The 15,501-nt window shown below is 45.7% G+C and carries 18 protein-coding genes and 1 pseudogene; 4 read left to right on the top strand and 15 right to left on the bottom strand.

Annotated elements, in window-relative coordinates; translation table 11 throughout:
- The first annotated feature begins 180 nt into the window (after positions 1 to 180).
- Together H6F63_RS02340 and H6F63_RS02335 are read left to right on the top strand one after the other, a co-directional pair.
- On the top strand, positions 181 to 1,245 hold the full coding sequence (locus tag H6F63_RS02340; RefSeq protein ID WP_347276760.1) for an ISL3 family transposase: 1,065 nt from the start codon (positions 181 to 183) through the stop codon (positions 1,243 to 1,245).
- Positions 1,246 to 1,462: 217 nt separating this feature from the next.
- Complete coding sequence (locus tag H6F63_RS02335; protein ID WP_190634559.1) at positions 1,463 to 1,777, top strand: LysR substrate-binding domain-containing protein; 315 nt, start codon at positions 1,463 to 1,465, stop codon at positions 1,775 to 1,777.
- Positions 1,778 to 1,805: 28 nt separating this feature from the next.
- Here H6F63_RS02335 and bla read toward each other — a convergent pair whose 3' ends face one another.
- The 10 genes and pseudogenes from bla to H6F63_RS02285 all read right to left on the bottom strand — a co-directional run bounded on the left by bla (position 1,806) and on the right by H6F63_RS02285 (position 10,012).
- The gene (gene bla, locus H6F63_RS02330) at positions 1,806 to 2,783 is read right to left on the bottom strand and encodes a class A beta-lactamase, subclass A2 (protein ID WP_190634556.1); all 978 of its coding nucleotides are present in this window, start codon (positions 2,781 to 2,783) and stop codon (positions 1,806 to 1,808) included.
- A gap of 289 nt (positions 2,784 to 3,072) precedes the next feature.
- A complete protein-coding gene (locus H6F63_RS02325) occupies positions 3,073 to 4,035 on the bottom strand; it encodes an MBL fold metallo-hydrolase (protein ID WP_190634554.1) in 963 nt (320 codons plus the stop codon).
- A gap of 293 nt (positions 4,036 to 4,328) precedes the next feature.
- Complete coding sequence (locus H6F63_RS02320; RefSeq protein WP_190634552.1) at positions 4,329 to 5,117, bottom strand: GNAT family N-acetyltransferase; 789 nt, start codon at positions 5,115 to 5,117, stop codon at positions 4,329 to 4,331.
- Between the two features lie 24 nt (positions 5,118 to 5,141).
- A complete protein-coding gene (locus tag H6F63_RS02315; RefSeq protein WP_199297568.1) occupies positions 5,142 to 6,071 on the bottom strand; it encodes an NAD(P)/FAD-dependent oxidoreductase in 930 nt (309 codons plus the stop codon).
- Between the two features lie 121 nt (positions 6,072 to 6,192).
- Entirely contained in the window at positions 6,193 to 6,708 is a 516-nt protein-coding gene (locus H6F63_RS02310) for a cupin domain-containing protein (RefSeq protein WP_190634548.1), read from the bottom strand.
- Between the two features lie 347 nt (positions 6,709 to 7,055).
- Entirely contained in the window at positions 7,056 to 7,727 is a 672-nt protein-coding gene (locus tag H6F63_RS02305) for a hypothetical protein (RefSeq protein ID WP_190634545.1), read from the bottom strand.
- Positions 7,724 to 7,864 carry a hypothetical protein gene (locus tag H6F63_RS02300; RefSeq protein WP_190634544.1) on the bottom strand — a complete coding sequence of 47 codons (141 nt, stop codon included), beginning with the start codon at positions 7,862 to 7,864 and terminating at the stop codon, positions 7,724 to 7,726. The genes H6F63_RS02305 and H6F63_RS02300 overlap by 4 nt, the downstream gene beginning before the upstream one ends.
- Before the next feature lie 33 nt (positions 7,865 to 7,897).
- Positions 7,898 to 8,905: an SDR family oxidoreductase gene (locus tag H6F63_RS02295; RefSeq protein ID WP_190634542.1), complete on the bottom strand. Its 1,008-nt coding sequence runs from the start codon at positions 8,903 to 8,905 to the stop codon at positions 7,898 to 7,900.
- Positions 8,906 to 9,027: 122 nt separating this feature from the next.
- Positions 9,028 to 9,132: pseudogene (locus H6F63_RS30845) on the bottom strand (alpha/beta hydrolase); the annotation flags it as partial.
- Between the two features lie 121 nt (positions 9,133 to 9,253).
- The gene (locus H6F63_RS02285; protein WP_190634539.1) at positions 9,254 to 10,012 is read right to left on the bottom strand and encodes an SDR family oxidoreductase; all 759 of its coding nucleotides are present in this window, start codon (positions 10,010 to 10,012) and stop codon (positions 9,254 to 9,256) included.
- A 28-nt stretch (positions 10,013 to 10,040) separates the two neighbouring features.
- Between H6F63_RS02285 and H6F63_RS02280 the strand changes: the two genes are divergently transcribed.
- Entirely contained in the window at positions 10,041 to 10,205 is a 165-nt protein-coding gene (locus H6F63_RS02280; RefSeq protein WP_190634537.1) for a hypothetical protein, read from the top strand.
- Here H6F63_RS02280 and H6F63_RS02275 read toward each other — a convergent pair.
- Positions 10,185 to 11,009, bottom strand: a complete 825-nt coding sequence (locus H6F63_RS02275; RefSeq protein WP_190634535.1) for an alpha/beta hydrolase — start codon at positions 11,007 to 11,009, stop codon at positions 10,185 to 10,187. The genes H6F63_RS02280 and H6F63_RS02275 overlap by 21 nt on opposite strands.
- Before the next feature lie 372 nt (positions 11,010 to 11,381).
- Here H6F63_RS02275 and H6F63_RS02270 point away from each other — a divergent pair, with 372 nt between their 5' ends.
- On the top strand, positions 11,382 to 11,543 hold the full coding sequence (locus tag H6F63_RS02270; RefSeq protein WP_190634533.1) for a hypothetical protein: 162 nt from the start codon (positions 11,382 to 11,384) through the stop codon (positions 11,541 to 11,543).
- A 129-nt stretch (positions 11,544 to 11,672) separates the two neighbouring features.
- Here H6F63_RS02270 and H6F63_RS02265 read toward each other — a convergent pair whose 3' ends face one another.
- The 4 genes from H6F63_RS02265 to H6F63_RS02250 form a co-directional block, all read right to left on the bottom strand.
- Positions 11,673 to 12,704, bottom strand: a complete 1,032-nt coding sequence (locus H6F63_RS02265) for an NADP-dependent oxidoreductase (protein WP_190634531.1) — start codon at positions 12,702 to 12,704, stop codon at positions 11,673 to 11,675.
- A 312-nt stretch (positions 12,705 to 13,016) separates the two neighbouring features.
- Positions 13,017 to 13,913 (bottom strand): NmrA/HSCARG family protein, encoded by an 897-nt coding sequence (locus H6F63_RS02260; RefSeq protein ID WP_190634529.1) that lies wholly within the window; start codon positions 13,911 to 13,913, stop codon positions 13,017 to 13,019.
- Between the two features lie 468 nt (positions 13,914 to 14,381).
- Positions 14,382 to 14,717 carry an SH3 domain-containing protein gene (locus tag H6F63_RS02255; RefSeq protein WP_190634526.1) on the bottom strand — a complete coding sequence of 112 codons (336 nt, stop codon included), beginning with the start codon at positions 14,715 to 14,717 and terminating at the stop codon, positions 14,382 to 14,384.
- The gene (locus tag H6F63_RS02250) at positions 14,693 to 15,073 is read right to left on the bottom strand and encodes a DUF4278 domain-containing protein (protein ID WP_190634523.1); all 381 of its coding nucleotides are present in this window, start codon (positions 15,071 to 15,073) and stop codon (positions 14,693 to 14,695) included. Before H6F63_RS02250 ends, H6F63_RS02255 begins: the two co-directional genes overlap by 25 nt.
- Between the last annotated feature and the right edge of the window lie 428 nt (positions 15,074 to 15,501).

Raw genomic sequence — 15,501 nt, 5'->3', positions numbered from 1 at the left:
TCCTTTTGTTCAGGGGTCATAGCCGCTCCTCCTACGAATGCAGTTCACACTTCTGTTGACGCTCTACCTATTATCCTCTCTTGATAGTAGTTTTACAAAACCGGGATGCTCCCTGAAAAAGAAAGTGTGTGTCCTCGTTGTCAAACAAAAAGTCATAGAGTCCATCAAAATCATTGATATATAGTTAAAGATTTACCTTGGGGAGAAAAACCAGTATTTTTAGAAATTAACAGGCGACAATTCAAATGTGAAAAATGTCGCAAGCCGTTTAGCGAAGACTTAGATTTTATCAGAAAAAGAAGGACTTACACAAAACGACTAGCCACCCAAATTATACAAGAAGTTCTAGAGAACGATATCCACAGCGTAGCGAAAAAAAGAGTGGTGACAACAGAAGAAATAGAAAGGATGTTAGAAGATGCAGCCTCAGAACTATTGGAATCAAAACCCAGCGGATTGAAGAGATTAGGAATTGATGAAATAGCGCTAATTAAAGGGAAAGGAAATTACTGTGCAGTATTAATAGACTTAGATAAGTCTAAATTAATCGGTATTTTAGCATTGAGAACACAATCAGAAATTAGTCAAGTAATGATGGGATGGGGTACAGAGGTCTTAGAAAACATAGAAGAAGTAAGTATAGATTTGTGGAAAGGTTACAAAAATCTAGTAAGAGAACTAATGCCTCTCGCTCAAGTAGTCGCAGATAGATTCGATGTGATGGCACAAGTAAATAAGGAGCTAGATATCCAAAGAAAGCAAGAGAAACGAAAGACAGAAGATTTGATTAAAACAGCAAAAACCTCAGAAGACAAAAAAGAAAATGAGCAAATATTAGAGGGACTAAACAAAAGTAAATATGTCTTACTAAAGAACGAGGAAGACCTGAGTGAAAAGCAAAAACATAAACTTATCCAAGTTAAAGAGGTATCTCCTGAACTGAAAATAAGGCATGAATTAAAAGAGGAAATCAGGAATATTTTTGAGCAGAGTGATAATTGGTTAATGGGATTATTAAGACTAGGGATATGGCTATCAAGAGCGAATAAATATTTTCCCGACAGTCGGAACACTATTATCCGTTGGTTGGATGAAATTATTGCTTACTTTGACAACCGAACTACGAGTGGTGTTGGTGAGGGTATTAACAATAAGCTCAAGTTGATTAAACGCTCTGCTTATGGGTTTAGGAATTTTGAAAATTACCGAATTAGATGTTTGCTTACTTGGCATTTTAATTATTGAATTAGGATACTAAGTACTGAAGAGCCTAACAAATTGTTCTCATTGGGCGCTTCTATCACTACTAAACTTTAGATATATCTGGATAATGAAAAGCTGAAGTCAAAACAATTTATGGGTCACAGAAGGATTTCTACTAAAATTTTACTTGATCCAAAGCCCCTATCGTAAAAGATTTGAAAGGTTTTTGGATTAACGACACTAATGTGTTTAGCGACAAATAATTTGTTATCTGACATATTCATGCAGGAGGTCTATTGATGAACAACTCCGGGAGCAGGGACTCAAACAGCGGATTATGCTAACGATCAATCAATTTACTTTAGTACCTAAATTGATTGCAAAGTCTGATTCGATTGCCGCAATCCCTGCAAGAATTTTGCAAAAGAACCTCTATTTAGAGCAGTTGCATATTGTTGAATTACCCATCGGAGGCGCACCACCAGAATTGCAAATGATATGGACTGAACAAAAACAGCGCGATCCTGCTCATGAATGGTTGCGATCGCAATTGAGCGAGATTTTCAAACACTAACAAAACGGTTCGCTATAACCTTTCATGCCTATTTGCTCCATTCGTCCCATGCTGCCTTCGTCACTTTTGCGATGACTTCCTCGCGTATCGCATCGTTTGTCTTAGAATCTGAAACAAAAACTGCGATCGCCATATGTTGTCCATTCGGGAGCGTCACGAGTCCCACATCATTGGTTGCAGCCGTCACTCCATTCACAGTAGCTGAAGTCCCCGTTTTGTGCGCCACAACTGTCCCATCAGGCAACAGTCCTTTAATGCGCTTTGGACCTGTAGTTGTCTCTGTTATCAATTGCAGCAATAAAGCTTGACTAGATTTTGAAAGCCCTTTTCCCTCATGAAAGGTGCGTAACAAAACGACGGCAGCATCAGGTGTTGCATAGTTACGATACTGCACTGCTGGGTCTTGCGCTAGCTCCTTCTCCGTGTTGACAACAACAATATCGTTTACGCCAAGACTACGCAAATACTCCGTCACAATCCTGGGTTCACCAACGAGTCGTAACAGTACATCAGAAGCCGTATTATCACTTTCAGAAAGCGTGTACTTCAATAGTTCAGCCAGACTAAATTCCATTCCCTGTGATTTCTCATCTAGAATCCGACTACCCTGGACGACATCGCTGTTTTCAACACGAATTTTCTGATCTAGCTTCAGTTTTCCTTGGTCTACTTGAGCCAGAACAGCCATTGCAATGGGAAATTTGTAAACGCTTAGCATCGGAAATCGCTGATTCCCATTCAGAGTCACTGACTCTTCGGTTTCTAGCACTGTGGCTTTCACCCCTACACGCCCTTGAGCAGCCTGAGAGATTTGTTCAATGCGATCGCGTAATTCGTTTGTGCGATCAGTGTCGGATGTTGTGATCCCGCTCGGCGCACTTGTTTGGTTGTTGGGAGTGTATTCTCTATTACTAGAGTTAATGCTTGTGCAACCAACAATCAGTAAAACAGTCAGTAAAAACAAGCCAAATGTGTAAAGCCAAGCTTTTTTAATCACTTGAATCATGTACCTTGAACTGAAGTTGTGAGCAGCTAGAGCTACACTCACTGATTAATAAATTTCGGAGTTGAGGTTTCATAAAATTTTGTATTTAGTTAAAATATTGCGACCATGGATCTTCACCGTACCCACAGCGGTGTAAAGCCTTCGAGGAATTAATCTCGATAATTTTGAGATATAGTTCCTCTGTAAGAACAAGTGAAACCTGAATGTGCGATCGCCAATGAATTTCGCTGCGTAGATGTCCTACTGGCTGCTGGCACTTTGCTCGGCGCACTGCACTAGCGACACAACCTCATTGTTCACGCCAGCGATAGTCCACAGGCACCCAGACATAGCCCTGATTGCCCGCACGAATATGACCGACTCCTGGAAAAGACACATGAGCGGCTGCGACGAGACGACGGGATGTTTCTGCATCAGCAAATTGTTTCGCCCGTTGCGCTGCTGCGGCATTAGGATCAACGTCAAAGTCGATCGTGATTTCGGGCTTCGGAAATTGAACCGAGGCGACGTGCACAATATCGCCCCAAAACTCGATACTCTCGCCCTGGCTTTCCACTAAAAAGAAACTGTGTCCGGGTGTATGTCCTGGTGTGGGGCGTGCGGTAATCCCAGGTACAATCACCGTCTCGCCCGAAAACGGCTTCAGCTTGCCCCTATCCAGATAGGGTTTGACTGTCTTAACTGCTTCGTTGAAATATCTTTGATAGTCTGGCGATCGCTTTGCATTAGCAGGGTTAAGCCAAAAATCAATATCGGGTTTGCCGACATAGACCGTAGCAGCAGGAAACATGGGTTGACCCCCTACAACCAAACCACCGCTGTGATCGGTATGGATATGAGTAATGAGAACAATATCGATCTCGTCGGCTGTATAGCCTGCTGCCTGCAACGACTGCGGTAGCTTGCCGGCTAGTTCCCCAAACAATTCCCCTGAACCTGTGTCTACTAATACCTGCTTGTCTCCAGTATCGATGAGAAAGACATTGATCGAAGCTTCAACAGGGTTTTTCAGGAAGCTTTGATGCAGGAAGCGATCGACTTCTGCCTGGTTCGTATTGGTCAGGATGGGATGCAGATCCAGTGGCACCGTGCCGTCGCTGAGGGCGGTAATTGTGAAATCGCCTAACTCGAATTGATAGACACCCGGCACTTGAGGTTTCACTACTACCTCTGTGGTAATTCCCGGAAACATAATTGAGGTTGCAATAATCAACACTGCGGTGATAACAGCTATGGCAAGCCTGAAAAACATATCGGAAATATCCCAGGATTAATTGAAAGAGAATTAAATCGCGACTCCAGCCTGTAATATGTTGCGCCATTTCAAATCTCGCTTATCCTTTAGCTTGCTCCTCATAAAAACCAATCCTTGACGAGCAATTTTCAGCCCATAATTGTTGATTCTGTGTTATCTGTCCGAAGAAGACTTTTCAGAATAGTTTGGGTTGAATTGTGATGACAATCTTTCCTGATGCTAGATTACATGACATATATTGCATGCCCTCAGGCAGTTTCTCTAGCAACTTCACATCCGTTAGTTTTTATTCAACAGGTATAAGTCCTAAAATAAGCAGTTGGTTGATAGCCCATTCTTCGATACACCGGAAAGCCAGCAGGAGTTGCATGCAAAGCAGTACGTTTTTTGCCATAGCGTTGCTCTGCCTGTTCTAAAGAGTGCCGAATAACGGCTTCAGCATAACCGTGATTTCTGTAATCCGTTAACGTTGCAACCAATCCTAGATAAAATTCATCGTTTATCAGAAACGTTATCGCCGTTGATACGGGTTGATTTTCCACAAAACCGAGTGTACCGAATACCGTTTCTTGCCAAAATCTATCAAGTTCTAAAGCTTCGCGAAAAGGTGCAGGAGGAAGATTAGAACTAATCGCATTAATGTCAGCGACAGCTCGTCTCATCTCCAAGTTATTCACACTAACACAGTTTAATTTCGAGTTATGTGTTGTCGAAGGAAGCAGTTGCTCAGTAGCCATACCAGCCATCCTGAGTAAGGGAACAAGCGCCTGTCGAGCAAAGACTTCATCGAGTCTCTGACGAAGGAACTCTGGTACTGAATCTTCAGCAACTACCATCCACCAGGGCTGATTGCGCTTTTTAGCATAATCGCAAGCCACTTTTATTTTTGCTTCTAGCTCAGCCTCGTCGTAGACGGATTTAGCAAGAAAGACAGCATTGATAAAGAAATTGTCTGTACCGCTCCAGGTGATGACTAATTCATTCGCTTCTAAAACTTCTCCTTCAGGGCATGTACTGGCGAAGTAAGTCCAAGCATTAATAAATTGTTGATTTGATGCAAAAGTCTTTGATGCTAACATGACTCATAGCTCCTTATCGCTGATTTACCTAAGCTGAACCAGATTTTCTTCAGTCAAAGTGTGATTGATGGCCACAGCAGCGAGCGTCCCACTCGCGACTGCTACGGCGATCTGTGAATAAGGGCTAGACACATCGCCCACCGCATAGAGTCCAGGAATCGAGGTTTGCTTACTCTCATCCACTTGTACAATGTCATCGCTGCCAAGTTTACAACCTAACTTTGCGGCTAGATGACTGTGCTGATATGATCGAGGGCGCAGCAAAATACCGCGACGGGGCAGCACTTCATTGTTAGTAAAGACAATCCCTGTTAGTTTGTCGTCTTGATGTTCGAGTCGAGCAATTTTTTCTTCGCGTAGCTGAACCCCCCAATTTGATAACTGCTGTCGTTGCTCATGAGTTAATTCGGCAGAACCATCTGAACACAACACTAAATCGCGGCTCCAGCCGGTCAGCATGAATGTCATTTCAAGTCCTACCTCACCTCTGCCATAAATCGCTAAAGGTTGATCTCGCACTTCCCAACCATGACAGTAAGGACAGTGGAAAATGCTGCTACCCCAGAGTTTTGCAAATCCATCAATTGCCGGAAGTGAATCTTTCATACCCGTGGCTAGTAGTAGTTTGCGACCCACAAATTGGTTGCCATTATTCAGGATCACTTGAAAGCGATCGCCCAATTTTTGAGCATCGACCACTTCACCCACCTGAATTTCAACACCATCATAAGAACGCAATTGCTCTCGTCCAATTTGCAGCAGTTGTGCAGGTGAAATTCCATCTCTAGAAAAGAAACCATGAGCAGCATGAGCAACTTGATTGCGTGGCTTTCCAGCATCGCAGACCAAGACCCGTTTGCAGGCTCGTCCGAGCATCAAGGCAGCAGTCAAACCTGCTGGGCCGCCACCGACGATGATGATATCAAAAACATCAGTTCGTGAGTTAATGTTCATAACCTGTTTTAATGTTGTTGGCATTGAGTTGGTAGTAAGAGAAAAGGCGTTGCTGACCATAGGGATGAATTGGCGGCTGGAGTTCCTGATTTTTCATCTTTAATCAGAAGAAATCATTCCGTCATTCAGCAACGTCAAATTTTATCCCATAGTTCGTTGAAGCGATTTCAACGGCTTTTTCGATGTCGGCGGGACTAGGGGAGCGGTTTTGATTGCGCTCTTGTTCAGGGTTCATTGGCAGGTTCACTAGCTGACCTACTTCTGCAAAAAACTGCTCAGGTCCAGAAGGTGTAGCTATCACCAACACTTTAGCGGGCTTTGACCCGACGTTTTTGAAACTGTGGCGCAAACCTTTGGGAAAGGAGAGGTAGGTTCCTTGAGTTGCGACAGTAGTTTGTTCGTCAAACTGATACCCAACCTCACCCTCAAGAATATAGTGGGATTCAGCCGCTTGGTCGTGACTGTGAAGTGGTGTAGTGCTTTGCGGTTGCATCACTATCTCGTATAACGAATAGGTTCCGCCCGTATCTTCTCCCACAGCGAGAAAGGTGTATAAGTCACCCAGCACTAAATATGTGGAACCCTTACCAGGCTGAACTAATTTAGCTTTGGCATTGACAGAGATTGTTTCGTTCATGGCTTTTCTCTTAAATAACTTATGGCGTAAGCTGTTGTGACACGAACTCAGTTTGCAAAACTTCTCCAAATTGCACCACTCAAGATCCGCTAGTTAAGCGCTGAGTTAAGGCAATCGCTTTTCTGCAAGGTGCTGTAAGAACGGTAGTGCTGTAAACAAGGTGTTGCTGAATGCAGATATGAAGCTATTGCTGGAACCTCGAAGGCTGGTTCTAAATTTTGGGAAATCATACCCGTATTCAGCAACGCTAGAGAAAATTGAAACCTACCATCGAGTGGCGTAGATGAAGAAGGCAATTGGTCAAAAACTATCCACCTTCTTTAAGCAGCTTTGCCCAGCAAAGACACTCAGGTACTAACCTCGCTTCTAAAATCAGCACTGCTAGGTTGTAAACCCACGATGTCTGCATAGGCGGCAGCGATCGCGCAAGTACTGATCGGAATCGTCACTAGCAGACCCACACCCAGCAGCAAAACACCCGCTAGATTTAGTAGTACTAACACCAAAGCAAAGCCAAGAAAAGAGAACCACTGTTTGGAAATCAGCTTGCGGCTCAACTCCATCCCATCCCAGAAGCTCATCTTCTTTTCGAGTACTAAGGGCAGTGCAAAGATGTAGGCGACTGCCAGGTAAATACTAGGAATGATAAGCAGTAAAAACCCAATAGCAATCACTACGCTAGAAACGAGACTGACCAGGAAAAGCGGCAGGTAGTTATTGAAACCCCTGAAGAAATCACCAAACGTTGTGGCTCGATTTTTCAAAAGTTTAAATGCCACGATTAAAAATCCTGCATTTAAAGGACCAGAAATTAAGAGACTGATGAATGACTCCAGAGGGACAGATTGGCTAACTATGGCGATCGCAATGTTAATCAAGATAGCCACAAGTGTAAAGCCAACAAACCCACCAGGATTTTTCTTGAATGTTTTCCAGCCGCTGCCAATGTACTCGCTGATCTTAACTGTGTAGCTTTTCTGAAGTATGCCTTCAAGCCCCGTTGACCCGTAACCTTTCATAGTCGTTCTCTCCAAAATGTTGTTGGCATTGAGTTGGCAGTAAGAGAAAATTGAAACCTACCATCGAGTGGGTTAGGCGATCGCAACCGCAGGTCGCCAACGCTACAGGGGTCAATCAGCGTGGAACCAATCGTCATGCCTTCAGTTGCGACACCATAACAACACGGTTTTTAGCCTGAAATACCCCCCAGCATGGCAATCAATCCGCAGGCAGCAACTACTGTGAGCGCGCCCCACTTAAACGGCGGGTTTCTATCTAGCCAATCCGTGAAGCTGGGTACGCTCAAATTACCGAAATCGCCCTCTACGGTGTCGTAACCAGAGATTGGAGCATATAGGTTGTCGGGTGCATCTGCCGATTTTGGCTCACCTGTCAGTTGAGCGGTAAAGCCAACCTGGAGAAATAAGCGATCGACAATCGACGGGGCAATGCGTTGCAGCATCTCTAATATGCGCCCCATATCACCCACAACAAAGTCACGGGTAGGGTGTTCAGCCACATATAAAATGGCATCGGCAACGGTGCTGGGTTTGTTGTAAGGCGGTAATCCAGCAGGCGCTACTCCCAGCTTCGTCCGAATTTTGTTGAAAATGGGGGTATTCGTGATGGCAGGCATCACATTGGTGACGCTAATCGGCTGTTTCTGGTACTGCAATTCAATTCTCATAGAATCTAAAAAGCCTGCTACGCCGTGCTTGGAAGCCGCATAGGGACTTTGTAATGGAAACGGAACTCTTGCCGCTAATGAGGAAACGTGAATTAATGCGCCACCTCCCTCTTTTTTGAGGTGTGGTAGAGCCACCATTGCGCCATACGCCTGCCCATTCAGGTTGACATCAATGACTCTTCTAAATTCTTCCGGTGTGATTTGGTCAAACGGTGCAACAACGCTGGTTCCAGAGACATGCACCCAGGTATCGAGTCGTCCGTAAGTGGCAATGGTCTGATCGGCGATCGCTTTCACCTGTTCAAATTCGCTGACATCGGCAATGACGGCGATCGCTTCTCCACCCAACTGTTTGATCTCTTCCACCAACGTTGCCAACCCAGACTCGCTACGAGCAGCAACAACAACCTTTGCCCCTTTTTTGGCAAACCGCAGAGCTGTCTCTCTGCCAATTCCACTAGAAGCGCCAACGATGGCGACTACTTGCTGATTGATAGGCTTTAATTTCATGGGTTCTACTCCTAAAATTGAATCTCTTTGAATACAGTCCACAATGCTTGCGGCGAATAATTGCCAATGCTTACACCGGGGTTCATCCCTCTGAGAAAGATGTCTCACCTCAACGTCCGGTATTAGTCCTTGAGAAACGATAGAAGGTCGTTGTTGAGTTGTTCCTTGTGCGTATCGGTTAAACCGTGGGGTGCGCCTGGATACACTTTTAGGGTGGAATGCTTCACTCCGACTGCCGCTAGCGAAAGGATGAGATGTTGGCGGTTTCAGGGTTTTCGTCAACGGATTTGGCGGAAACTGCTCCACGCCTCCTCGACGAGATAGTAGCCCTGATTTTGATTGTCTTGATCAGCCCGCTGTGAATCCGCCATCTACGACCAGAGGTTGGCCAGTAATGTAGCTGGCAGCATCAGAGCAGAGAAAAACCACGGCTTGAGCGACTTCTTCTGCCTGACCCATGCGTCCCATTGGCACCATAGACGCTAAACCATCTGCCGTGCTGCCCAACTTGTCAGTGAAGCGATCCGTCATCTCAGTCGCAATCAAACCAGGATTAATCGCATTGATCCGAATACCGTGTTTGGCATAGTCGAGCGCTGCCCCTCGTGTCAGCCCCATGACCGTATGTTTACTCGCGCTGTAAATAGATACCCCTGGAAACGAAACTAAACCTCCGACTGAGGAGTTGTTGACAATCACTCCAGATCCTTGAGACAGCATTTGCCCAATCTCATGTTTCATACACAAAAAGAGTCCCCGCACGTTGATTGCCATGAGTTTGTCAAAGTCTTCGATCAATTGTTCATGCAGGGGTTTTGGAGGTAGATCAATCCCTGCATTATTGAAGGCACAATCGAGGCGTCCGTAAGTCTCAATTGTCTTCTGCACTAACGCTTTGACATCTTCCTCACTCGATACATCTGAACGTACAAATAAACATTCAGCGCCAGCATGACGAATCATTGCAGCGGTTGCCTCTCCTTCTGTGTCGCGTCTGCCTGAAAAAACAACCTTTGCACCTGCGGTTCCCAGTGCGAGAGCAGTCGCTTTACCGATTCCTGACGTGGCTCCAGTGACTAAAGCGACTTTGTTCTCAAGTGTGATCATTCTTACCTCTGCTTTAAAGTTGATACGGGTGCAGATTAAACATTCCAGTTTCTCGTGGCGATCGCTGAATCTCTTTGTTGAATACAGGGCACAATGCTTGCGACGAATAATTGCCAATGCTTACACCGGGGTTGATCCCTCTGAGAAAGATGTCTCACAGCAACGTCTGGTATCAGTTTTTGAGGAACGATAGAAGGTCGTTGTTGAGTTGTTCTTTGTGCGTGTCGGTTAAACCGTGGGGTGCGCCTGGATAGATTTTCAGAGTGACATTCTTCACCAGTTTGGCGGCGGCGATCGCAGCGGCACCGATTGGCACGATCTGATCATCATCACCATGAATGATCAGCGTTGGTACGTCGAACTTTTTGAGATCTCCAGTGAAATCTGTTTCAGAAAATGCCTTGATGCAGTCGAATGCGTTCTTGTGTCCTGCCTGCATTCCTTGGAACCAAAACCAGTCAATCATGCCGGGGGAGACGTTGGCACCCGGACGGTTGAAGCCGAAGAAGGGGCCGCTAGCGAGTTCCTTATAAAGCTGCGATCGGTCAGTCAGGGAGCCAGCACGAAGCCCATCGAATACCTTGATCGGCAGTCCGTCAGGATTATTCTCTGTCTTCAGCATCAGCGGCGGAACAGCAGAGATCAGTGCGGCTTTTGCAACTCGCGCTGTGCCGTGGCGACCGATGTAGCGGGCAACTTCACCGCCACCTGTAGAGAAACCAATTAAGGTAGCTCCGCTCAGGTCTAGCGTTTCAATCAGCGTCGCGAGATCATCAGCATAGGTATCCATATCGTTTCCGTTCCAGGGCTGGCTCGATCGCCCATGTCCCCGACGATCATGAGCGATCGCTCGAAACCCGTGGTCTGCTAGAAACAGCATTTGAGCTTCCCAACTATCACAATTCAGAGGCCAACCGTGGCTGAAGACAACGGGTTGTCCTGTACCCCAATCTTTGTAGTAAATCTGTGTGCCATCTTGCGTTGTGATTGTGTTCATGGAATTCCTCCTCAATCAGTATGGGTTGGGTTCAATGCGAACAAAGGCGCTGACTCGACATTTACCTCGTTGTTCTCATTCTTCAACAGACATTCCATTTAGCCCACGCAAGTTCCTTGAGTTAAAGCTGCAACTTATCGTCAAGCGTGGTATTGTTCAGGAAAAAAGACCTTGATTCAGTGGTTTGCAATTCCACAAAAGGATGCAGCCCCTTATAGAACCCATTTGACATCTTTTGCTGGGGTGCTTGGCTTTGAAGTAAGCCGTTACTTTGCGATCAATGATAGAGCCTGCTTAACAAGACTGTTTTTTGCAAGAACAGGGATAAAACCAGCTAGCTGCAAGGCTTTTAGTTTCAGGAATAGATCTCAAATGGGTTCTATAAAAAAGACTCGTTTTGCCCTACCACTAGATGAGGGCATTAGCCAGCGGGATTTATGCGATCGCTTCGGCATCAGTCCAGCCAATGTTGAGGCAAGGGGTAAGCAAAAAAACTTGAACACTGTAGCGTTTCTTGAACAAGAGGCAGGCTGAAGGTATGTCGGCAAACTCTGGTAGCCGCCTCAATGATTAGGCTGTTTATTAGCCCCAGGATTCTTTAATTGAGGTGTGCTCGCACCTCACCTACCACACTCGAAAAATTCCACAGCCAATCTGGCGTAACTAGCTAGGTTCCTCTGAAACTTTAACGACCAGTTTTCCCTTCTTGTTGCCGTCGAAAAGTTTTAGGATTGCTTTCGGTGCATTTTCCAAACCATCGACAACCTCCAGAGCATATTTAATTTTTCCCTGATTGAGCCACTGTCCAAGGTCGCTTATCGCTTCAGACCATTGGGGAATATAATCGAGGATAATAAACCCCTGCACACGAACACGCTTTGTCAGAATCTGGCTGTAATTATAAGGGCCGGGAACAGGTTCTGTTGCATTGTAAGTTGAGATTAAACCGCATAGAGGAATACGTGCGTGCAGATTAATTTTGGTCAGCACGGCATCAAGAATAGAACCACCAACATTATCGAAATAAACATCAATTCCATTGGGACAGGCTTGAGCGATCGCGCTTTCCAAGTCAACGGTTTTATAGTTAATCGCTGCATCAAACCCAAGTTCTTCAACAAGCCAGCGGCATTTCTCATCAGAGCCAGTTATACCCACTACACGACAGCCCTTAATCTGGGCAATTTGTCCAACAATGGAACCAACTGCTCCTGCTGCTGCTGACACGACCACAGTTTCTCCTTCTTTTGGCTGCCCTATGTCCAAAAGCCCAAAATAAGCCGTGCAACCCGTAGCTCCCAGCGGCCCCATAAATGCCGTAAGCGGACAGGGCAAAGGGTCAGGTAATCGCGTGAGAGAAAAGCCACTGTTCCCTTCAGCAAGTGCATAATCTTGCCAACCCAGCAGACCCGAAACCAAATCTCCCTGTTTAAAATTGGGATTCTTAGACTCTTCAACCACACCGATAATACCGCCGCGCATGACTTCCCCCATTTCAACAGGAGGCATATACTGCTCCATGTCGCTCATCCAAATGCGATTGGTCGGGTCTAGCGAAAGATAGATAGTCCGCACCAATATCTCACCTTCTTGAGGGTTGGGGATTGGTTCTTCTCGATACTCAAAATCGCTTTCCTTGATGTCACCAACAGGACGAGATGCCAAGCGTAACTGCCGATTTATCCCTGTTCTCATAGCTTTATCCTTGAGTCGTTCTATTCACAAGTACTTGCATAGCCTCACCAGTTTTTTTCAAAAACTGTAGCCCAACATTCGGAAGTACAGCCCCTTTCACCTTTTCAATGAATGTAATGGGTTAGGTGGTTCAAGGCAAACGAAGGCGCTAACTCGACATTTACCTCGTTGTTCTCATTCTTCAACAGACATTCCATTTAGACCATGCAAGTTCTTTGAGTTAAAGCTGCAACTTATGGTGAAGCGTGGTATTTTTCAGGAAAAAAGACCCTGATTCAGTGGCTGTCTCTTATATTTAGTGGTTTCAAAGAATCATCGACCCGACATTGGATGCGCTTCTGGTTGGTTTTGCCAGCCGTGGTCGCGCAAATAAGATTCAAAGTCCGTCGGGGCAGAAAAATCGCGTTTCAACTGTGCTAAATCCGCTGCGTAGCCGACGTTCTCAAACCAGCGAAACATCATAGTTAATTCCTCTCCAATTTGCTGCTCAAGCGCTTCAAAAGAAATTTGTTGGTATTGGACGGTTTTTCCTAAAACACGGCTGAACGCAGCAGCGATTTCCGGCATGGTCATGTCCACACTGGCAAGTTCAATTTCGCCCTTCATGAAGTCTGCCGGGCGATCGAATACATCAGTGACCATCTCCCCATAATCTTCTTCAGAAAGCTGCTGCAACTTCGTCTCAGGACTCAATGGCTGAAAGAGCGTTCCGGTTTCAACCATCGGGCGCATCATGTTGTAATTGTAGAAGAAGAAAACGGGTCGCAGGATTGTGTAGGGCAGCTCGCTGGCTCGGATATATTCTTCGACTTGAAACTTGCTGTCGAAATGCGGAACACCCGTGTTGCGTTCGGCGCTACCTACCGAACTGTAGACGAAGTGCTCGATGCCCGCCTTCAAAGCCGCGTCTGCAACCGCTTTGCCCTGACGGATTTCGGTGTCTAATCCATCTTGAAATATCTGTAGCGAAAAAACACCGTAGGCACCTTGCAAAGCGCGATCAAGGGAAGCGCGATCATTGAGATCTCCGACTACGAGTTCTGCGCCTGCTTGTTGGAGGGCAACAGATGCAGGCTTGTTTGGGTCACGCACCAAGGCGCGAACCTTGAAATTGCCGCGTTGCAAAAGATGACGGGCGATCGCGCTTCCCTGATTGCCTGTAGCTCCGGTGACTAAGATAAGTCGTTCTGCGTTGACTGACTGTAGCATGGGATTCCTCCTGAATTGGTATGAGTTGGGTTCAAGGCAACGAAGGCGCTGACTCGACATTTACTTCGTTGTTTTCATTCTTCAACAGACATTTCATTTAGACCACGCAAGTTCCTTGAGTTAAAGCTGCAACTTATCGTCAAGCGTGGTATTCTTCAGGAAAAAAGGCACTAATTAAGTGGTTTGCAATTCGCACTCGCAGGATGCAGCCCCTTATAAAAAAGACTTGCTTTGCCCTTTTCCTCAACCCCCACCCCACCGGAAAACTTCGAGTTACCCTTTCAAGGGTGGATAAAATTTATCAAGGTTCTGTTGAACCAGGGGGTCATTCCCTCTAACCTCTATAGGCTTGAGTTTCAGAGCAACGAATCACAGCTTATCCTTTAAGTCACACTGACAAGGGCAAGCGTTTCGAGCTAGATTGTCCTTGGTGACAGTGAGGCTCTTTCTCCCCCACGAGAGCGTATTTCAGTCCCCAGCCATTTGCAGGTAGCGATAATGAATCCAACCAGGACGAGCAGCAAGCTTTACCCATTTGCCAGAAGAGGAGGTTACTCTGACGTTGACATCATGTTGGTAAGGGATGACACCGATTCTTCGATAATTAGAACCAGGGCCAGAGCGGATGACGACTCCATTTGGGGCAGTTACCAACACTGTGCAAACAGGTTGAATACCTGGTCTTAGCCGACATAGTTGTTCGGCTGGGCTTTGATCTTGAGTAGCAACGGCTGGCACAGTGGAGCTAGCTGCAATTAGTGTTAAAAATGCTAAGGCAGTCAGTTGGAAGTTGAATTTAAGCATGATTTTACTTCGTTTGGATGAGTCGCCAAGCCAAGTTCTGCCGCAGCACGGTACAGCATGGATTGCTGACGATTTTTGAGCGTCCGCTTCTGATTGTGCATTAGCGATCGCGCCTTCTCTTGAGTAGAGAAAGCCGGAGTTTTTGTCAGATGAGTGCTGTTAGAGGTTGGCGTTGTGCCAGTTTGATAGTAAACGCCGCGATACTTCAAATTAACCGTTGGTTGCAGCACTGGTGGCTTTCCCAAATTGCGGAATCTCCAATCTAATCCCCGATACTTCCCACCGACTTCACCTAAAGTGGTTTCAACTTCTGGGGGATTGTATGAGTAAGTCACACCGCGATATGAGAGTTTCATGGTTTTCGCCTCAAATAGGATTGTCTATTGACAATTGAAGTAAAGATTAAATCAAAAAGATTTAACTAATTAAAACAATAAAGAAATAATCTAAAAAATACATTCACCTTCTGTGCATACTTGATAGCAGAGGTTAGCCAAGGTGATCGCACAACTATGTACTCGCTATTGCACAAAAGTGCAACCTAAAAAAGAGCTGAAGAGGCTGATTTGAGATTTTCGATGTAAGGATTTTGGATTCAAAGAAGAACGAGTTCCTGGATTCATATAGCAATCCTAAATGATTCGTGAACTTCTGTAGGGACACGGCAGTGCCCACTGGTGTCAACTTAAGGAGCGGATGCCCAGATGATACCAGTAAGAGCATCAATCTCTCGATGACGCGGGCGAACCGCTTTCACTAAGCCCAATAACTTGTGATGAGTGGC

It is taken from the genome of Trichocoleus sp. FACHB-40, assembly GCF_014695915.1.
Taxonomy (GTDB): domain Bacteria; phylum Cyanobacteriota; class Cyanobacteriia; order Cyanobacteriales; family FACHB-T130; genus Funiculus; species Funiculus sociatus.
The sequence above is the reverse complement of the archived record's forward strand: the minus strand, read 5'-3'. Positions and strand labels throughout refer to the sequence as shown.

What these genes read in the sequence shown, in the direction of transcription:
- bla (WP_190634556.1), bottom strand. Translation starts at nt 2,783, where the DNA reads ATGATTCAAGTGATTAAAAAAGCTTGGCTTTACACATTTGGCTTGTTT.
- H6F63_RS02325 (WP_190634554.1), bottom strand. Translation starts at nt 4,035, where the DNA reads ATGTTTTTCAGGCTTGCCATAGCTGTTATCACCGCAGTGTTGATTATT.
- H6F63_RS02320 (WP_190634552.1), bottom strand. Translation starts at nt 5,117, where the DNA reads ATGTTAGCATCAAAGACTTTTGCATCAAATCAACAATTTATTAATGCT.
- H6F63_RS02315 (WP_199297568.1), bottom strand. Translation starts at nt 6,071, where the DNA reads ATGAACATTAACTCACGAACTGATGTTTTTGATATCATCATCGTCGGT.
- H6F63_RS02310 (WP_190634548.1), bottom strand. Translation starts at nt 6,708, where the DNA reads ATGAACGAAACAATCTCTGTCAATGCCAAAGCTAAATTAGTTCAGCCT.
- H6F63_RS02305 (WP_190634545.1), bottom strand. Translation starts at nt 7,727, where the DNA reads ATGAAAGGTTACGGGTCAACGGGGCTTGAAGGCATACTTCAGAAAAGC.
- H6F63_RS02300 (WP_190634544.1), bottom strand. Translation starts at nt 7,864, where the DNA reads ATGACGATTGGTTCCACGCTGATTGACCCCTGTAGCGTTGGCGACCTG.
- H6F63_RS02295 (WP_190634542.1), bottom strand. Translation starts at nt 8,905, where the DNA reads ATGAAATTAAAGCCTATCAATCAGCAAGTAGTCGCCATCGTTGGCGCT.
- H6F63_RS02285 (WP_190634539.1), bottom strand. Translation starts at nt 10,012, where the DNA reads ATGATCACACTTGAGAACAAAGTCGCTTTAGTCACTGGAGCCACGTCA.
- H6F63_RS02275 (WP_190634535.1), bottom strand. Translation starts at nt 11,009, where the DNA reads ATGAACACAATCACAACGCAAGATGGCACACAGATTTACTACAAAGAT.
- H6F63_RS02270 (WP_190634533.1), top strand. Translation starts at nt 11,382, where the DNA reads ATGGGTTCTATAAAAAAGACTCGTTTTGCCCTACCACTAGATGAGGGC.
- H6F63_RS02265 (WP_190634531.1), bottom strand. Translation starts at nt 12,704, where the DNA reads ATGAGAACAGGGATAAATCGGCAGTTACGCTTGGCATCTCGTCCTGTT.
- H6F63_RS02260 (WP_190634529.1), bottom strand. Translation starts at nt 13,913, where the DNA reads ATGCTACAGTCAGTCAACGCAGAACGACTTATCTTAGTCACCGGAGCT.
- H6F63_RS02255 (WP_190634526.1), bottom strand. Translation starts at nt 14,717, where the DNA reads ATGCTTAAATTCAACTTCCAACTGACTGCCTTAGCATTTTTAACACTA.
- H6F63_RS02250 (WP_190634523.1), bottom strand. Translation starts at nt 15,073, where the DNA reads ATGAAACTCTCATATCGCGGTGTGACTTACTCATACAATCCCCCAGAA.